General features: G+C 40.0%; 14 protein-coding genes and 1 tRNA gene. 6 read left to right on the forward strand and 9 right to left on the reverse strand.

Features of this window, described 5'->3' with window-relative positions:
- The 6 genes from ACYVM0_RS25720 to ACYVM0_RS25745 all read right to left on the reverse strand — a co-directional run bounded on the left by ACYVM0_RS25720 (position 1) and on the right by ACYVM0_RS25745 (position 4,428).
- A complete protein-coding gene (locus ACYVM0_RS25720) occupies positions 1 to 540 on the reverse strand; it encodes an NADAR family protein (protein ID WP_460562116.1) in 540 nt (179 codons plus the stop codon).
- Positions 537 to 908 carry an ADP-ribosylation/crystallin J1 gene (locus ACYVM0_RS25725; protein WP_460562118.1) on the reverse strand — a complete coding sequence of 124 codons (372 nt, stop codon included), beginning with the start codon at positions 906 to 908 and terminating at the stop codon, positions 537 to 539. Before ACYVM0_RS25725 ends, ACYVM0_RS25720 begins: the two co-directional genes overlap by 4 nt.
- Entirely contained in the window at positions 909 to 1,379 is a 471-nt protein-coding gene (locus ACYVM0_RS25730; protein WP_460562120.1) for a macro domain-containing protein, read from the reverse strand.
- A 25-nt stretch (positions 1,380 to 1,404) separates the two neighbouring features.
- Positions 1,405 to 2,859, reverse strand: a complete 1,455-nt coding sequence (locus ACYVM0_RS25735) for a nicotinate phosphoribosyltransferase (protein ID WP_460562122.1) — start codon at positions 2,857 to 2,859, stop codon at positions 1,405 to 1,407.
- Between the two features lie 3 nt (positions 2,860 to 2,862).
- Positions 2,863 to 3,657 carry a ribose-phosphate diphosphokinase gene (locus ACYVM0_RS25740; protein WP_460562124.1) on the reverse strand — a complete coding sequence of 265 codons (795 nt, stop codon included), beginning with the start codon at positions 3,655 to 3,657 and terminating at the stop codon, positions 2,863 to 2,865.
- A gap of 78 nt (positions 3,658 to 3,735) precedes the next feature.
- Positions 3,736 to 4,428: an NUDIX hydrolase gene (locus tag ACYVM0_RS25745; RefSeq protein WP_460562126.1), complete on the reverse strand. Its 693-nt coding sequence runs from the start codon at positions 4,426 to 4,428 to the stop codon at positions 3,736 to 3,738.
- A 74-nt stretch (positions 4,429 to 4,502) separates the two neighbouring features.
- On the opposite strand from ACYVM0_RS25745, the gene panD reads away from it, so the two are divergent.
- The 3 genes from panD (at position 4,503) to ACYVM0_RS25760 (ending at position 7,519) form a co-directional block, all read left to right on the forward strand.
- Positions 4,503 to 4,847, forward strand: a complete 345-nt coding sequence (gene panD / locus ACYVM0_RS25750; RefSeq protein WP_460562128.1) for an aspartate 1-decarboxylase — start codon at positions 4,503 to 4,505, stop codon at positions 4,845 to 4,847.
- Positions 4,848 to 4,992: 145 nt separating this feature from the next.
- The gene (locus ACYVM0_RS25755; RefSeq protein WP_460562130.1) at positions 4,993 to 6,999 is read left to right on the forward strand and encodes a M13 family metallopeptidase; all 2,007 of its coding nucleotides are present in this window, start codon (positions 4,993 to 4,995) and stop codon (positions 6,997 to 6,999) included.
- Positions 7,000 to 7,090: 91 nt separating this feature from the next.
- Positions 7,091 to 7,519, forward strand: coding sequence for an ACT domain-containing protein (locus tag ACYVM0_RS25760; RefSeq protein ID WP_460562132.1), 429 nt, complete (start codon positions 7,091 to 7,093; stop codon positions 7,517 to 7,519).
- Between the two features lie 7 nt (positions 7,520 to 7,526).
- On the opposite strand, the gene ACYVM0_RS25765 is transcribed toward ACYVM0_RS25760, so the two are convergent.
- The 3 genes from ACYVM0_RS25765 to recQ form a co-directional block, all read right to left on the reverse strand.
- On the reverse strand, positions 7,527 to 8,345 hold the full coding sequence (locus ACYVM0_RS25765) for an aldo/keto reductase (protein WP_460562134.1): 819 nt from the start codon (positions 8,343 to 8,345) through the stop codon (positions 7,527 to 7,529).
- A gap of 81 nt (positions 8,346 to 8,426) precedes the next feature.
- Positions 8,427 to 8,499 (reverse strand) — tRNA-Phe (locus ACYVM0_RS25770).
- Between the two features lie 89 nt (positions 8,500 to 8,588).
- Positions 8,589 to 10,877 (reverse strand): RecQ family ATP-dependent DNA helicase, encoded by a 2,289-nt coding sequence (recQ, locus tag ACYVM0_RS25775; RefSeq protein ID WP_460562136.1) that lies wholly within the window; start codon positions 10,875 to 10,877, stop codon positions 8,589 to 8,591.
- Positions 10,878 to 11,314: 437 nt separating this feature from the next.
- On the opposite strand from recQ, the gene ACYVM0_RS25780 reads away from it, so the two are divergent.
- From ACYVM0_RS25780 to ACYVM0_RS25790, 3 genes are read left to right on the forward strand one after another with little or no spacing between them, the layout of a single operon-like run.
- Entirely contained in the window at positions 11,315 to 12,280 is a 966-nt protein-coding gene (locus tag ACYVM0_RS25780; RefSeq protein ID WP_460562138.1) for a KpsF/GutQ family sugar-phosphate isomerase, read from the forward strand.
- A gap of 7 nt (positions 12,281 to 12,287) precedes the next feature.
- The gene (locus ACYVM0_RS25785) at positions 12,288 to 13,790 is read left to right on the forward strand and encodes a S41 family peptidase (RefSeq protein ID WP_460562140.1); all 1,503 of its coding nucleotides are present in this window, start codon (positions 12,288 to 12,290) and stop codon (positions 13,788 to 13,790) included.
- Positions 13,777 to 14,859 (forward strand): mannose-1-phosphate guanylyltransferase, encoded by a 1,083-nt coding sequence (locus tag ACYVM0_RS25790; RefSeq protein ID WP_460562142.1) that lies wholly within the window; start codon positions 13,777 to 13,779, stop codon positions 14,857 to 14,859. Before ACYVM0_RS25785 ends, ACYVM0_RS25790 begins: the two co-directional genes overlap by 14 nt.
- Positions 14,860 to 14,975 lie beyond the last annotated feature (116 nt).

Consider the following 14,975-nt stretch of genomic DNA (forward strand, 5'->3'; position numbering starts at 1 on the left):
TTATTTTTTTAAACCGTCTCTTACTTCCATTAATGCAAAGCCCAAAAGATTGACGCCTTTCCATTTAAGAGGATCTGCTTCGTGTGTTTTGGTGCCTATACCCCAGATCTTATCAAACGGGCTTGCTTCAACGATGACTCTGTTGCCGGTGTGCAGCAAAAACTGTTTTAAATTTTCATGTTGGGAAAATTTATGGAGGTTACCTTCCACAACAAATGCGAAAGCTTTTGCACCCCATAACTCACCCTCAAAATTTTTTACCAGCCGCCCCAGTTTTTTTGCTTTTGCGGGACTATCTGTTGAAATAATATTCTGATATTGTTCCTCATCTTTAAATAACAAAGCCTTTTGTGCCATCATCCAATGCTCTGCTGTGGGGTAAGTTATTCCATCAACAATAAATGGTGAAGGCCACCATTGACTGAAGCAGGACTTATCTGTTATACCAGCCAACTTTTGTTTGCGGCCCCAGAAGAACAGGTATCCTGGTTGAATACCATTTTCTATTTGAGATTTTAACCAGTTGAGTGAGTAGATCATGATTGCTTAAATTTTTCTCCAAAAAAAGATTGCACCAATCTTATTTCTCCAATAATATTGTTGTTGAATGCTTCCAACTGTTCAGCAGGCACCCACAATTCGTTGTGAATTTCTCCGCCCACATTTTGTACAGCAAATTGTCGCAAATAATCTTCAGGTAAATCAAAAGCCGTAACATAACCGGCATAACCGGAAAATGCATCTTTAGTATTCCATTCTAATGCAATTTGTTCGGCATAAGCCTGGTTCATTACCGGGTAAAAGATGGGTTGCCAGTCTAATCGTGGTGGAAATTTTTTATAACCAGATTCTTTTATCAGCTCTAATTCTTTTTGCCCAACGGGGCGGTATAGTGTGATTAATTTCATTTAAAAATCATAAACAGTTACTTCAATATTTTTTTCTGAGAGTGTTCTAAGAATTATTGGTTCCATTAGTTCCCATATACCACCAGCTAATCCACAACCAATTCTTGGCATGTGTACAGATGTGTTTTTTTCCTTTGCAAATACAGATACTTTTATCAATGCAGATTCTATAGCTTCATATCTAACGGGAGGATTTCCATTTTCATCTTTATTTATATTTCTTTGCCCAATTATATTTGCCACCCACAAGTTATTTTCAACTTGTACAAATTGTACTTCTCCCAAAGTGAAATTTTCTTTGGTTTTGTACCAGTTCCTGTACTGATTTTCAGGAGCAGACCATTTAGAAGAAATGGCCACTACGAAACCTTTTCCCCAACCCCCAATATCATTGCAAACATGCACAATAATTTTATTGCCTTCGCCAACTGGTCTGGTAGCATCTCCTTTTATGTAAATTATTCCTTTCATTTAAATTTTTTTGATGAGTATGGAATTACTCTGCCAACGTTGCCCTTATCTCCGCCAAAGTAAATTCCTTTGTTATTTTCCCGTCTTTAAAAACGGTTTTTAATTCGCTTTGTGCTTCTTTTTCCCAGCTTACTTTATCATGCAGCACAAATTTGTTATTTTCTTTTTTTACACATAATAAACCGGTGGCCGATCTTTTGGTACCATCATCAGTAACAGGATTTTTAAAAATTTCCCTGCCTTCGCCATCAACAACAACATACGTGGCTTTCATGGCGGTACCAAATGTATCACGGGTATTGTATTGATAGGTATAACTGCCAATACCAAACACCACCTGGCTGGCAAAGCCTTTTGCTTTTAAGCCTTCGCAAATAGCCTGCGCTCTTTCTAAATTAATACTGTCGCCATAAATAGCACCGATATGAGGGTCCAGCAATTTAAATCCTTTGTCGGTGATAGTGCCGCCAAATACATCCCACAATAATTCCACCACCCCTTTTCTTTCAGCTTCGGTTTTTCCTTCAGGGTCACCACAAATAATTTTTACCGGGTTGCCACTATCAGGGCGAATAACCACTTTACCATCCCTTTGTAAAACAGTTTCTTTTAAAGCCGTTAAATATTCGGTACATACTTTCCAAAGGTCCCAGGTATCACTAACAATACTTACAATACCGGCAGGATAAACTTCAGTAATTAAACGCCTGAAAGTTTCCAGCTCTCCATCTTTACTACCGCTGCACATTACACTATGTTCTGTTGCTGCCACACTGCCGCCAATCAATTCGGTATCAGCGTCAGCGTTATAATACTGTTCCAATGCATCAATTGCAGGAATAGTATCGGTACCGGTAAAACTTAACAGGTGCCCCATGCCACTAAGTATAGCTGTTTCTAAAGAACTCATACCACGAAAAGAGAAATCATGGCCCTGCCATTGTACAAATTCCCCTGGCATGCCTGTTTCCGCAGCGTATTTATTCAGCAACTTTCGGTATGCATGTGCAATAGTGGCACTGGTACAAGGCTGCCAGATGATGGCGCTTAATAAGGTTTCTAAAAAATTAGTGAGCCAATAGAAACCGGGCATGGTATTTACAATAGTAATGCAAGGCACTTTCATAGGCACTTTACTTCCTTCCGGCAATGCTTTAATTTCTATAGGCAGGTAACCGAGATCATGTAATTTTTCCAAATGCTCATACGTAGGTAAACCTGCACCTAATGATGTGCTGATCCTTCTTTTATAATCTGTAATTACTTTTTCTTTGGGCTGTGCAAAAAAGTTATCAGTAAAATATTTAACCAGGTACTCTTTAGTAAAATACTGCAGGCCAAAGAACACCATTTCGTCAACATCTTTTAAACGGCTGTTTCTTGGTGTAAGGTTACTGTATACTAATTCTGTTTTATCGGGGTATTGAAATACGTGGCCTACTTTATAATAATCGGTTAATAAAAACGGATTCGTTTTCATAAGTTATTCAAAATGTTTTAAAGTTTTAACAATGGGAGAATCGTAAGTTTTATACAAGCTGTCTGAAACGATGATCTGCTGAAAATACTGATGTAATTTTTCAAAACCCCTGGAAAAAATACCGTGTGTAACAATGAGGGTTAAATGAGCAGGTTTAATCTTTTCTGCTATCGCCAGAAAAGTACCACCGCCATCACAGATATCATCAATGATGACACAGTTACGGCCGGCACATTCCTGCGGCTCTAAAATTTCCAGGCTTATTTTACCGGTTGCCAGGTCACGGTTCTTGCTGCAGTAAACAATCTCTTTAATATTGCTGTTCCAGCCAAAGTATTTGCCTACTTTTTTGCTGGCACCGGCATCAGGACAAATCAATACCGCATCAGGCATATCATACGCTTTTACCAATGCCTCATTAGTTATGCCAATGGCATTTTTGATAAGTAATAAGGAAACATCAGAGTGTACATCGTATAAATACACTTTACTAAAGCCACAAAGATTGATAAGGTCGGCCACTACTTTTAAATCGATACTGTCGCCCTGTTGCATCAGCCTGTCGTAACGGGCGGCCATCAGGTAGGGTATCACTAATATTTTTTTTATGGCAAATAAATTATCCAGCGCATTGGCCGTTTCCAGTAACTGTAACAGCTTACCGGTATCGGTAATAGAACAAATTACTTTTACTTCATCGTTATCTGTCACCGCTTGTACATTAACGTGTGGCTGTCCATCAGGAAAGATGGTTATTGTAACGCCTTCGCCGGTATTAAGATTGATCGTTTTCATCATTCATTATTTTTTGATAACACAAAGATATGGAGAATTTTTAATTTGCGTCAATTTTACGCAAATTATTTTTTGAGAGCATCATATTTCAAAATGCATACCTTCTTTCAATAAATGCTGGTATTGCTTTTTATTGAACTGGTAAATTTTGCTGGGTCTTCCGGCGCCGGGTGATGCCGCAAGCTCCCCGGTATCTTCCAATAATCCTAAAGAGAGCATTTTTTTGGTAAAATTGCGCCGGTCAATGGCACGGTCTAATAAAGCGGTATATAATTTTTCAAGATCAGCAAAGGGAAATTTTTTGTCGAGCAGTTCAAAACCGATAGGCTGGTAGCGCACTTTTGCCCGTATGCGATCAATAGCCACCTGTAATATTTGTTTGTGATCAAAAGCAAGGGCAGGTAATTTATTAATGCTGAACCATTGTGCATCTTCCGCATCGGTACTGGCTTTTAATTGTTGAAACAAACTGCTTTTTACCAATGCAAAATAAGCAATGGAAATAATGCGCTGCCGGGGGTCACGTTCAGGTTCGCCAAAACTATACAGCTGTTCCAAATAATTTACTTTAATGCCGGTCTCTTCCAGTAACTCTCTTTTTACCGCCTCTTCCAGGCTTTCATTTTCCAGCACAAAGCCGCCGGGAATCGCCCAGCTGTTTTTAAACGGAGGGTATTTTCTTTTGATCAATAAAACAGATACGCCATCAATTTTAGAATAGCCGAACACAATGGCATCTACCGCTACTTTTATATTGCATGATTTTTCCTGCATGGTATGTAATAAAGATTTTAAAGATAAAGAAAACCATTACAACAGCTGATTTATATAGTTCTTAATTTTGCAACATGCAAATACAAATATTAAAATCAAAAATTCACCGTGCGGTGATAACAGAAGCAAACCTTAACTATGTAGGCAGCCTTACTTTAGATGAAGACCTGATGGATGCGGCCAATATGATTGAGCATGAAAAAATTCAGGTAGTGAATGTAAACAATGGCGAACGCCTGGAAACCTATATCATTAAAGGCCAGAGAGGCAGTGGTGTGGTGTGCTTAAACGGACCGGCAGCAAGAAAAGGCGCAGCAGGAGATATCATCATTGTCATCTCTTATGCACTCATGGATTTTGAAGAAGCCAGAAAATTTAAGCCTACTGTTATTTTTCCGAAGGAAGGGAATAAGTTGTAGGATCTGTTGTATTAGCCCGATAAAAACGGCAAATAAAAGCAACATGTAAACCGCTTATAAGTATAGTTACCGCTGCTACATTTTTTTTGCAGCTGAAATTGTAAAACCAGTAACTTGTATCCTGCAAAAAAATGCAGTTCATCATATGAAAAAAATACTATCCTTACTGCTTGTTTCAGCACCGCTTTTTTTAACGGCTCAAACAAAATATATTGATAAGGCTAACATGGATCTTTCTGTAAAGCCTGCCGATAATTTTTATCAATATGCCAATGGCGGCTGGCTAAAGAATACTGTAATGCCCGGCACCAAAACACGTTGGGGAAGTTTTGATATGCTGCGGGAGGAAGCTTCACAACGCCTTAAAATATTACTGGAAGAAGCCGCAAAAAAGAAAGACAGAACCCGGCCCGAACAAATGAGTGGCGATTTTTATACCAGTGGCATGGATAGCCTGCAACTGGAAAAACTGGGCGCCACACCCGTTCAAAAAGACCTTGCATCCATTGATGCCATTACTAATATCAACGACCTGCTTACCCTGCAGCTTAAACTGCGTAAAGAAGGCGCAGCTGGTGGTTTGTTCAGTGCATTTGTAAACCAGGATGCCAAAGATATTAATGTATACAGGGTGAGTATGGGCCAGGGTGGTACTACCTTGCCAGACAGGGATTATTATTTAAAAGATGATGCCCGCAGTGTGGCTATTCGTGGTGCATTAAAAACCTATATCACTAAACTGTTTACATTTACCGGGGTAAGCAGCGCCGATGCAGCAATGTATGCTGACAATATCCTGAAGGCCGAAACAGCCATTGCCAAAGCGCAACTGAGCCGGGTGGAAATGAGAGATCCTCAAAAGCGCTATAATAAATTTACCCCGGAAGAATTTTCTGCCAATCTTACTGTATTAAAAGTGCCGGCCATTTTTGCAGCACTGGATATTCCTAAACAGGATTTTATTATTGTAAGCACCCCCACTTTCTTTCGTGCATTGGATAGTTTGCTTACCGGCATGCCACTGGATACCTGGAAACAACTGGCCAAATTTGAAGTGCTGAAAAATGCAGCGCCTTACCTGAGCAATAATTTTGTAACGGCAAATTTTGACTACCAGAAAGCCATCAGCGGGCAAAAGGAAATTACACCACGCTGGCAGCGTATGGCTTCACTTATTGATGGCAGCATCGGCGATATGCTGGGTCAATTATATGTAGCCCGCTACTTTAAACCAGAAGCCAAACAGCGTATGCTGGAAATGGTGAACAACCTGCAGCAAACCTTTGCCGGCCGTATCAAATCGCTAAGCTGGATGAGCGAAGAAACAAAAGCAAAGGCATTGATAAAGTTGATGGCCATTACTAAAAAAATTGCTTATCCTGATAAATGGAAAGAATATGAAGGCGTGGTGATAAGCAAAGATGCATTGTTGCAAAATGTAAGGAACGCAGGCAAATGGGCGTATAATTACAACATCACCAAACTGGGCCAACCTATTAACCGTAACGAATTTAATTTTACCACACCTACGGTAAATGCCTCTTACAATTCAATACAAAATACCATCACTTTTCCTGCCGGCATATTGCAGTTTCCTTTCTTTGATTTTGGGGCCGATGATGCCGTGAATTACGGGGGTATTGTTGCCGTAATTGGCCACGAAATGACCCATGGCTTTGATGACCAGGGCCGCCAGAGCGATGCCGACGGCAGCCTGCGTGACTGGTGGACCAAGGAAGATGCAGACAAATTCAAACTGCTTGCAGATGCTGTTACCAAACAATATGATGCGGCGGTGGTACTGGATAGTTTACATGTAAATGGTAAACTTACATTGGGAGAAAACCTGGCCGACTTTGGCGGACTTGCTATGGCTTATGAAGCCTTTAAAAAAACACCTCAGGGAAAAAGCAATAAAAAAATTGATGGCTTTACGCCCGATCAGCGTTTCTTTTTAAGCTGGGCACAGGTATGGCGTGGTATTGCTTTGCCCGAAACAGCGGCTAATCTTTTATTGACCGATCCACACTCGCCGGCACAATACAGGGCCTTGATACCACCACAACAAATGCAGGAATTTTATGACGCATTTGGTATTAAAGAAGGCGATAAAATGTGGTTGCCTGTTGATAAGCGGGTACATGTTTGGTAAGAAAATAAAACACAGACAAATTTCATCAATCATTTTGTTTTACGTAATGTAAAATAGCAGCCATGCTGTAGCTTTACATTTTAACCTGTCTATGATATCAGAAAAAAACTATTTGCACCAGCTGCAACCGGTAATCGACAGCAGCTGGTTTACTATTGACGAGGGCACGTATGTATACACTCATGTAACAGAAGTAACAGATGCCGAAAAGCATTTAATGGTGGTAAGAGATGTTGATGAGATTACCGTATTAACAGAGATCAGCAACCTGCCTGCTATCAACTACCTGCAACGGAATAAAGAAAACTGGAAACTGATCAATATCCGTTGCGGTAATCCCTTTTACTGTGTTGGTTTTATTGCACACATTACGGGAATGCTGGCCAATGCAGGTATAGATATTGTGCTGGTATCTACTTTTTCTAAAGACCTGGTACTGGTAATGGAAAACGATTTGAAGGATACCGTGAGCATACTGGTGGATGCAGGCTTTAAGCACGGTAATGCAGCATTACAATAAGCATACCTTATATATTTGCTAACCAGTCAATCATTTTTTTCCTGGTAGCATCATCGGGCAAAATTCCTTCACCCGCTTTTAAATTGTCCGTTACATGAGCCGGGTTACCTGTTGCAGGAATAACACAGGCAACAGCAGGATGTGCAATAATGTACTTTAAAAAGAATGCAGCCCAACTATCAATGCCGGCTTCTTTTGCCCAGGCGGGCAACGCTTTACCATGTACAGTACCAAACAGTTTTCCTTCGCCAAAAGGGCGGTTGATAAGTGTGGCCACACCGTTAGCAGCGGCAACATCCAGTAATCTTTTTTCTGCATTACGTGCCGTGATGGAATAATTGAATTGTACAAAATCTAATTTTTCTGCAGTAATAATTTTCTCCAGTTCTTCGTGGCTGGCATCGGTGTAATGCGTAATGCCAATATACCTGATCTTTCCTGTTTCTTTCCAATGGCGCAATTGTGGCAAATGTGTTTTCCAATCTGTAAGATTATGGATCTGCATTAAATCCATTGTTGTTCGTTGCATTTTTTGCATCGATGCTTCCATTTGCCGAATGCCTTGCTGCAAACCGGTTGTCCACACTTTAGTGGCATAAAAAAAATCATCAGCCGCAGGCATGGTGGAGCAGATATCACCTATTGCTTTTTCAGACCGGCCATACATGGGCGAACTATCTATTAATGTGCCTCCTGCAGCATGCATTTTTGTAAGCACTTCTTTTAAACCGGGATAAGCAGCGCTGGTAACATCAAATGTTTGCCAGGTGCCCAGGCCAATAACAGGCAGTGCTTTACCGGAAGAAGGGATGATACGTTTTATCATAACGGGTGATTGGAGCAACAAAAGTAGTACAAGGGTTGTATAAAAGAAAAAGGCTTCAAGGGATTACCTTAAAGCCTTTTGTGGTGTGGGCCGGGATTGAACCGGCGACACAAGGATTTTCAGTCCTTTGCTCTACCAACTGAGCTACCGCACCTTCCGTTTTCAACAATAAAACGTTGAATTGGGCAGCAAAAATAAGGGTATTCCCTTAAAAATCCGCAATCTCAAATCAAAATTCTCAAATTAGTTGCCGTATTCGCATAAAAACTTGATCCGCATCAGTTTCAGCTGTTCCCAGTTAAAATTGCTGTCGGCCAGTTCTTCCTGCGCTACCTGTAAGGAGGATGTTTCGCAGCTTTTAAAATAATCGATGATCTCATCCTGTTCATATTCGTCCACCATTTCGTCAATGGCATAATCCAGGTTAAGCTTGGTGCCGCTGGCAACAATGGTTTCCATTTCTTCCAGCAACTCATCAATTCGTAAACCACGGTTTTTGGCCAGGGTTTCCAACGGAATTTTTTTATCGATATTCTGAATGATGAAGATCTTATTATTGTTTTTATTCGCCACGCTTTTCATCACAAAATCATCCGGACGTATAACTTCATTTTCTTCCACATATTTAATGATCACATCTAAAAAAGGTTTACCATAACGCATGGCCTTGCCCTTGCTTACCCCGCTTATCTTTTCCAGCTCGGTCATATTGGTAGGGTACATAGTGGCCATATCTTCCAGGCTGCTTTCTAAAAAGATCACAAACGGCGGCAGGTTTTTTTCCTTCGATACTTTTTTTCTAAGGTCCTTTAATAATTGCACCAGCTTTTCATCCACGGCACTGGCCGCTTCTGCAGCCTGTTCGCTTTCCTCATCATCGGCATTGGCATCTTCAAATAAATTATTAAGAACAATTTTGTATGACGTAGGTTTCTTTAAAAATGCTTCACCTTTTTTGGTGAATTTTAACAGGCCATACTCTACAATATCTTTTGCAATTAAGCCACTCAGTAACATCTGGCGTATAAGGCTGTTCCAGAAATGCGGCTCTTTATCGTTGCCACTTGCAAAAACATCCAGCTCCTCGTGCCGGTACATTTTTACCGCAGGCGTTGCTTTACCGGCAAGAATCAATTGTACATATTCAATAGGGAAGCGTTCTTCCAAAGCTTTAATGATCTTTAATACCACCACTGCTTCAGTTTTAGCTTCAATTCTTTCTTTAGGGTTTAAACAGTTATCGCATTGGCCGCAACTTTTACTGTCATCATACTCTTCTCCAAAATAATGCAGTAAGGTTTTTCTGCGGCATACACTGCTTTCGGCATAGCTCACGGTTTCGTTGATGAGTTGTGCGCCTACTTCTCTTTCGCTAAGGGGTTTGTCTCTCATAAAATGTTCCAGCTTGGCCACATCTTTATGCGAATAATACAGGATACATTTTCCTTCCATACCATCACGTCCGCCACGGCCTGTTTCCTGGTAATAATTTTCTATCGATTTGGGTATGTTGTAGTGAATAACAAAACGAACATCGGGTTTATCAATACCCATTCCAAAGGCAATAGTAGCTACAATTACATCCACATCTTCATTTAAAAACTGGTCCTGGCGGTCGGCCCTTAATTTGGCGTCTAACCCTGCGTGGTAGGCAACAGCTTTAATACCATTTGCCATTAACATACTGGCCAGTTCTTCGGTGGTTTTGCGGTTGAGTGTATAAATGATACCGCTTTTATTTTTGTGCTGGTGTATAAACCGCACAATGCTTTTATTGGTCTGGTCTAAATTTATTTTAGGCTGAATCTCGTAATATAAATTGGGCCTGTTAAAAGAAGAGATAAAAATTTTAGGATCACGAAGCCCCAGGTTTTTTACAATATCACTCTGCACTTTGGGTGTTGCGGTTGCGGTTAATGCAATTACAGGGATCTTTTCATCAATCATATCCATGATCTCCCTCAACCTCCTGTATTCGGGACGAAAATCATGCCCCCATTCTGAAATACAATGGGCTTCATCCACCGCAAAAAAAGATATTTTCAGGTCTTTAAAAAAAGTAACGTTCTCTTCTTTGGTCATTGTTTCGGGCGCCACGTACAGCATTTTTGTTTTGCCGGTAGTGAGGTCGTCCTTTACAATTTTTTGCTGGCCTTTATTTAAGGTGCTGTTTAAAAAATGTGCCACATGGTCTTTACTGCTATAGCTTCTTACCAGGTCAACTTGGTTTTTCATTAAAGCAATCAGGGGAGAAACAATAATAGCCACACCATCGCTGATGATAGCCGGTAACTGGTAGCATAAGCTTTTACCTCCGCCTGTGGGCATTATCACAAAGGTATCATTGCCGGCAAGCAGGTTTTTAATCACTTCTTCCTGGGTTCCCCTGAAACTATCTAGGCCAAAATGTTTTTGTAATTCTGCGGTCAGGTCTGACTGATCTTTTTTAGGTGCTGCTTTTTCGCCGGATTGCTTAAGCGGTTTTTTTATATCGGCTTTAGGTTTAGCAGATTTTGGTTTTACTGTAGCCATAACAAGTTTTCTTTCACACTATTTCTTGGTGTCGTTTTATTTGATGTAAACAAGTTTTTTAAAACGGGCAGCGAAGTTAACTCTCCGCAACTGTAAAAGCAAGCTATTAATACAACCTGGCCCATATTTAACAACATATAATCATTTAAGATACTCAAAAAAATCCAAAGTGCAAGTGTTAAATAGATTTATGATTTTAGACCAGCCTGCCAGCGGTCAGGTTGACCATTACAGGTCTTATCCATCCCTGGCTTCACAAATAAGCAGGAACAGTTTTTGAGCTGCCGGCTTACAAACTCCAATGCCAGAAAATGCAAAACCTGCCAACACAAATGAGCAATGATTCAAAGAAAATCTACAATCTGCAATCGCCAATCTAAAATTGGTTGAACAACCTTTGCATTATGCCCGATTTAGAGTAGGTTTGCGGCACAAAAATGAACAGCCAGTTAATTATACCTTCTGCACTTAGAACCATTGAGCTGGAAGCCCAATCGGTAAGTGGTTTAGCCGCATTTATTGATGACCGTTTTGTTGCTGCTGTGGAAAATATTGCTGCTGCAAAAGGCCGGGTGGTGATCAGTGGAATTGGCAAAAGTGCTGTAGTGGCACAAAAGATCGTGGCTACATTAAACAGCACGGGAACACCGGCGCTTTTCATGCATGCTGCAGATGCTATACACGGCGACCTGGGCATGATTCAGCAAAATGATGTGGTAATCATCATCAGCAAAAGCGGCGACAGCCCCGAGATAAAAGTGCTGGTATCATTGATCAAAAATTTTGGCAACACTATTATCGGCATGGTGGGCAATACCCAATCTTACCTGGCACAGCAATGCCATATTGTGTTAAATACTACAGTGGAGCAGGAAGCCTGCCCTAATAATCTTGCGCCTACCACAAGCACCACTGCACAAATGGTAATGGGTGATGCATTGGCAGTTTGCCTGATGGAGATAAAGGGATTTAACAGCGAAGATTTTGCAAAATTTCATCCCGGCGGCATGTTGGGTAAAAAATTATACCTGCGGGTAAGCGACCTGGCATCACAAAATGAAAAACCTGCGGTATTGCCGGAAGCAGGGCTAAAAGAAGTGATTGTAGAGATGACGAAAAAACGCCTGGGCACCGCAGTGGTGGTGAATGCAGCAAATAATGTTTTGGGTATTATTACGGATGGGGATTTAAGAAGGATGCTGGAGAGCACCAATGATTTTGGTAACCTTACCGCCACAAGCATTATGAGTAAAAATCCTAAATCAATTGCTGCAGATGCGCTGGCAACAGAAGCATTGGATGCACTGCGAAGCTATAATATCAGCCAGCTGGTGGTTATTGAGAACGGGTTGTACGCAGGCATCATTCATTTGCATGATTTAATAAGAGAAGGAATAATATAGCCCTGCAATGAATAAATGGATTTCTGTTATCATCATCAATGCACTTTTACTGGCTGCTTGTGCAAACGATAAACCCGGCGACCCTTCCACCGAAAAGATCTCATTAAAAAAGGCAACAGAAGATTTTGATATTTTTACTGCCATATTAAAAAGTGCCCACCCTTCTCTTAATGTGTACCTCTCCAAAAAAAGATTTTATAATCTCACAGATAGTATTCGTAATTCACTTACCGATCCGGTAACGTTGAAAGATTTTTATAACAAGATCAACTTTATTACCAACGAAACTGGTTGTTCTCATACCAATGCCGACCTGGCCGGGTATGTATATGATACATTACAAAACAGGGCTGTTTTTTTTCCGTACCCTGTAAAATGGATAGGAGATAAATTATTTATAAACGTGGCCAGGCAAAACTTATCCGAAAGAACAGAGATCAGGCGTATCAATAACGAACCGGTAAAAGAAATTATTAAAAACCTGATGGTGTACAACTCGGTAGAAGGGTTTCACCGAAAAGCACAGGAAAACCTGGCGGCAGATAATTTTAGTATGGAGTATTTTTTAAAATACGGGGCACAGGAAAAATTTGATCTGAATGTGCTGGACACGTTTGGTAAACAAAGACGGGTAACAGAAAATGCAATAAGCTTATCAGAATGGAATAACAGGGAAATTAATTATAAATACTATTACGATCCGGTTACGGTGGACTATGATTTTTATATCAACAACGAAAAAAAATATGCATATTTAAGAGTGGCAACATTTCAGTACGAGGGCAACCTTAAACAAAATGCCTTTGAAAACTTTTGCTACAATTCATTTGAATTGCTGCAAAATAAAAAGAATATACAATCGTTAATTATCGACCTAAGAGAAAATACAGGAGGAAAACTATACAATTCTTTTTTATTGTACTCTTTTTTAACAGAAAAACCATTTAACGAATTTGAGAGGGCGATCTGTAAAATTAAAACCATACCATACACCGCTTATTTAGAAAAAGATTTTAGTGAGTATAAAAAAGATGATGTTAATAAGAGCATTGAAACGGAATTTTTTGCAAGGCTTAACAATGATTTTTTTACTATGCCCGATTCTTTAATTGAAACCTGGCAACCTGATAATCTTCATTACAAAGGCAATGTATTTATTATAACCAACAGTAAAGTGGCGTCAGCCGCATCTTATTTTGCAGTGCTGGTAAAAAATGCGGGAAGAGGCAAAATTATCGGGGAAGAAACACAGGGAGGGGCGTTTTCCGGCAACGGGTTTACTACTTTAAAGTACGAGTTGCCCAATTCAAAAATTAATTTCAGCTTTCCTTACGTTCACTTTATTTATACCAATAAGGAAGAAAAAAATACTGGTCACGGGCTGGTGCCGGATTATTTTATTCCCGATTCGTACGAGTCTTTTAAAAATAATAGCGACAGGCAGTTAACATTCATTATAGATACCCTAATTTTAAACAATAAATCTCTTAATCAGGATGAACAAAAATAACTACGTAGCAATAATGGCCGGAGGAATCGGCAGCAGGTTTTGGCCCATGAGCCGCACCGATTTTCCTAAACAGTTCCTGGATATTTTAAATATCGGCAGAACACTTATACAGGGAACGTTTGACCGCTTTGCCAATTTTGTGCCGGCAGAAAATATTTATGTAGTAACATCCGATCAATATAAAGATATTGTAGCAAAGCAATTACCCGAAATACCCGTGCAAAACATCTTGTGCGAACCTTCCCGGAAAAACACAGCACCTTGTGTGGCCTATGTTTCACACAAACTGCTGCAGCTAAACCCTGAAGCCAATTTAATTTGTGCGCCTGCCGATCATATTATTTTAGAGCCGGAAAACTTTAAAACCATTTGTTTGGCGGCTTTAAATTTTACGGCTAATATTAAAGCGCTGGTAACTTTAGGTATTAAACCAACGCATCCCAATACAGGTTATGGTTACATACAGTATGAACCACATGCTGTAAGTGAAAATGTATATAAAGTAAAAACCTTTACCGAAAAACCAGACCTGGCACTGGCAAAAACCTTTTTGGCCAGTGGCGATTTCTTATGGAATGCAGGCATCTTTGTGTGGCAGGTAAAAAACATTGTTGCTGCGTTTGAAAAGTTATTACCCGAACTGAATGAACTGTTTGATACAGAAAAAACCAGTTTTAATACAGCAGGCGAAAAAGAAGCTATCGACAGGATATATCCGCAATGCGTAAATATTTCTATCGATTATGGCATCATGGAAAAAGCCGATAATGTATACATCATTCCATCATCATTTGGATGGAGCGATTTGGGCACCTGGGGCAGTGCTTACGATAATCTTGCCAAAGACTATTTAGAAAACGCCGTTGCCGGAGATAATGTAGTAGTGATTGATGCCACCAAAAATATGGTACACGCCGATAATAAAAAACTGGTGTTACTGCAGGGCCTCGATGATTTTATTGTGGTGGATACCAAAGACGTTTTAATGATCTGTAAAAAAGATAAAGAACAGGAGATTAAAGAATACGTAGCAGAAATTAAACGCAGCAAAGGCGATAAGTTTTTGTAATACCACTTTTACATACAGCATAATTATTAACTTGTACCCGTCAACAAGATTTTCGGGTACTCCTTCCATTTATATACATCAACCCTGGTGTAGAAAATATTTGACGCTGTGTAGAA

This window comes from Ferruginibacter profundus, from assembly GCF_054783275.1.

Excerpts from the sequence above, each read along its gene's own strand:
- ACYVM0_RS25720 (WP_460562116.1), bottom strand. The coding sequence starts at position 540 with ATGATCTACTCACTCAACTGGTTAAAATCTCAAATAGAAAATGGTATT.
- ACYVM0_RS25725 (WP_460562118.1), bottom strand. The coding sequence starts at position 908 with ATGAAATTAATCACACTATACCGCCCCGTTGGGCAAAAAGAATTAGAG.
- ACYVM0_RS25730 (WP_460562120.1), bottom strand. The coding sequence starts at position 1,379 with ATGAAAGGAATAATTTACATAAAAGGAGATGCTACCAGACCAGTTGGC.
- ACYVM0_RS25735 (WP_460562122.1), bottom strand. The coding sequence starts at position 2,859 with ATGAAAACGAATCCGTTTTTATTAACCGATTATTATAAAGTAGGCCAC.
- ACYVM0_RS25740 (WP_460562124.1), bottom strand. The coding sequence starts at position 3,657 with ATGATGAAAACGATCAATCTTAATACCGGCGAAGGCGTTACAATAACC.
- ACYVM0_RS25745 (WP_460562126.1), bottom strand. The coding sequence starts at position 4,428 with ATGCAGGAAAAATCATGCAATATAAAAGTAGCGGTAGATGCCATTGTG.
- panD (WP_460562128.1), top strand. The coding sequence starts at position 4,503 with ATGCAAATACAAATATTAAAATCAAAAATTCACCGTGCGGTGATAACA.
- ACYVM0_RS25755 (WP_460562130.1), top strand. The coding sequence starts at position 4,993 with ATGAAAAAAATACTATCCTTACTGCTTGTTTCAGCACCGCTTTTTTTA.
- ACYVM0_RS25760 (WP_460562132.1), top strand. The coding sequence starts at position 7,091 with ATGATATCAGAAAAAAACTATTTGCACCAGCTGCAACCGGTAATCGAC.
- ACYVM0_RS25765 (WP_460562134.1), bottom strand. The coding sequence starts at position 8,345 with ATGATAAAACGTATCATCCCTTCTTCCGGTAAAGCACTGCCTGTTATT.
- recQ (WP_460562136.1), bottom strand. The coding sequence starts at position 10,877 with ATGGCTACAGTAAAACCAAAATCTGCTAAACCTAAAGCCGATATAAAA.
- ACYVM0_RS25780 (WP_460562138.1), top strand. The coding sequence starts at position 11,315 with ATGAACAGCCAGTTAATTATACCTTCTGCACTTAGAACCATTGAGCTG.
- ACYVM0_RS25785 (WP_460562140.1), top strand. The coding sequence starts at position 12,288 with ATGAATAAATGGATTTCTGTTATCATCATCAATGCACTTTTACTGGCT.
- ACYVM0_RS25790 (WP_460562142.1), top strand. The coding sequence starts at position 13,777 with ATGAACAAAAATAACTACGTAGCAATAATGGCCGGAGGAATCGGCAGC.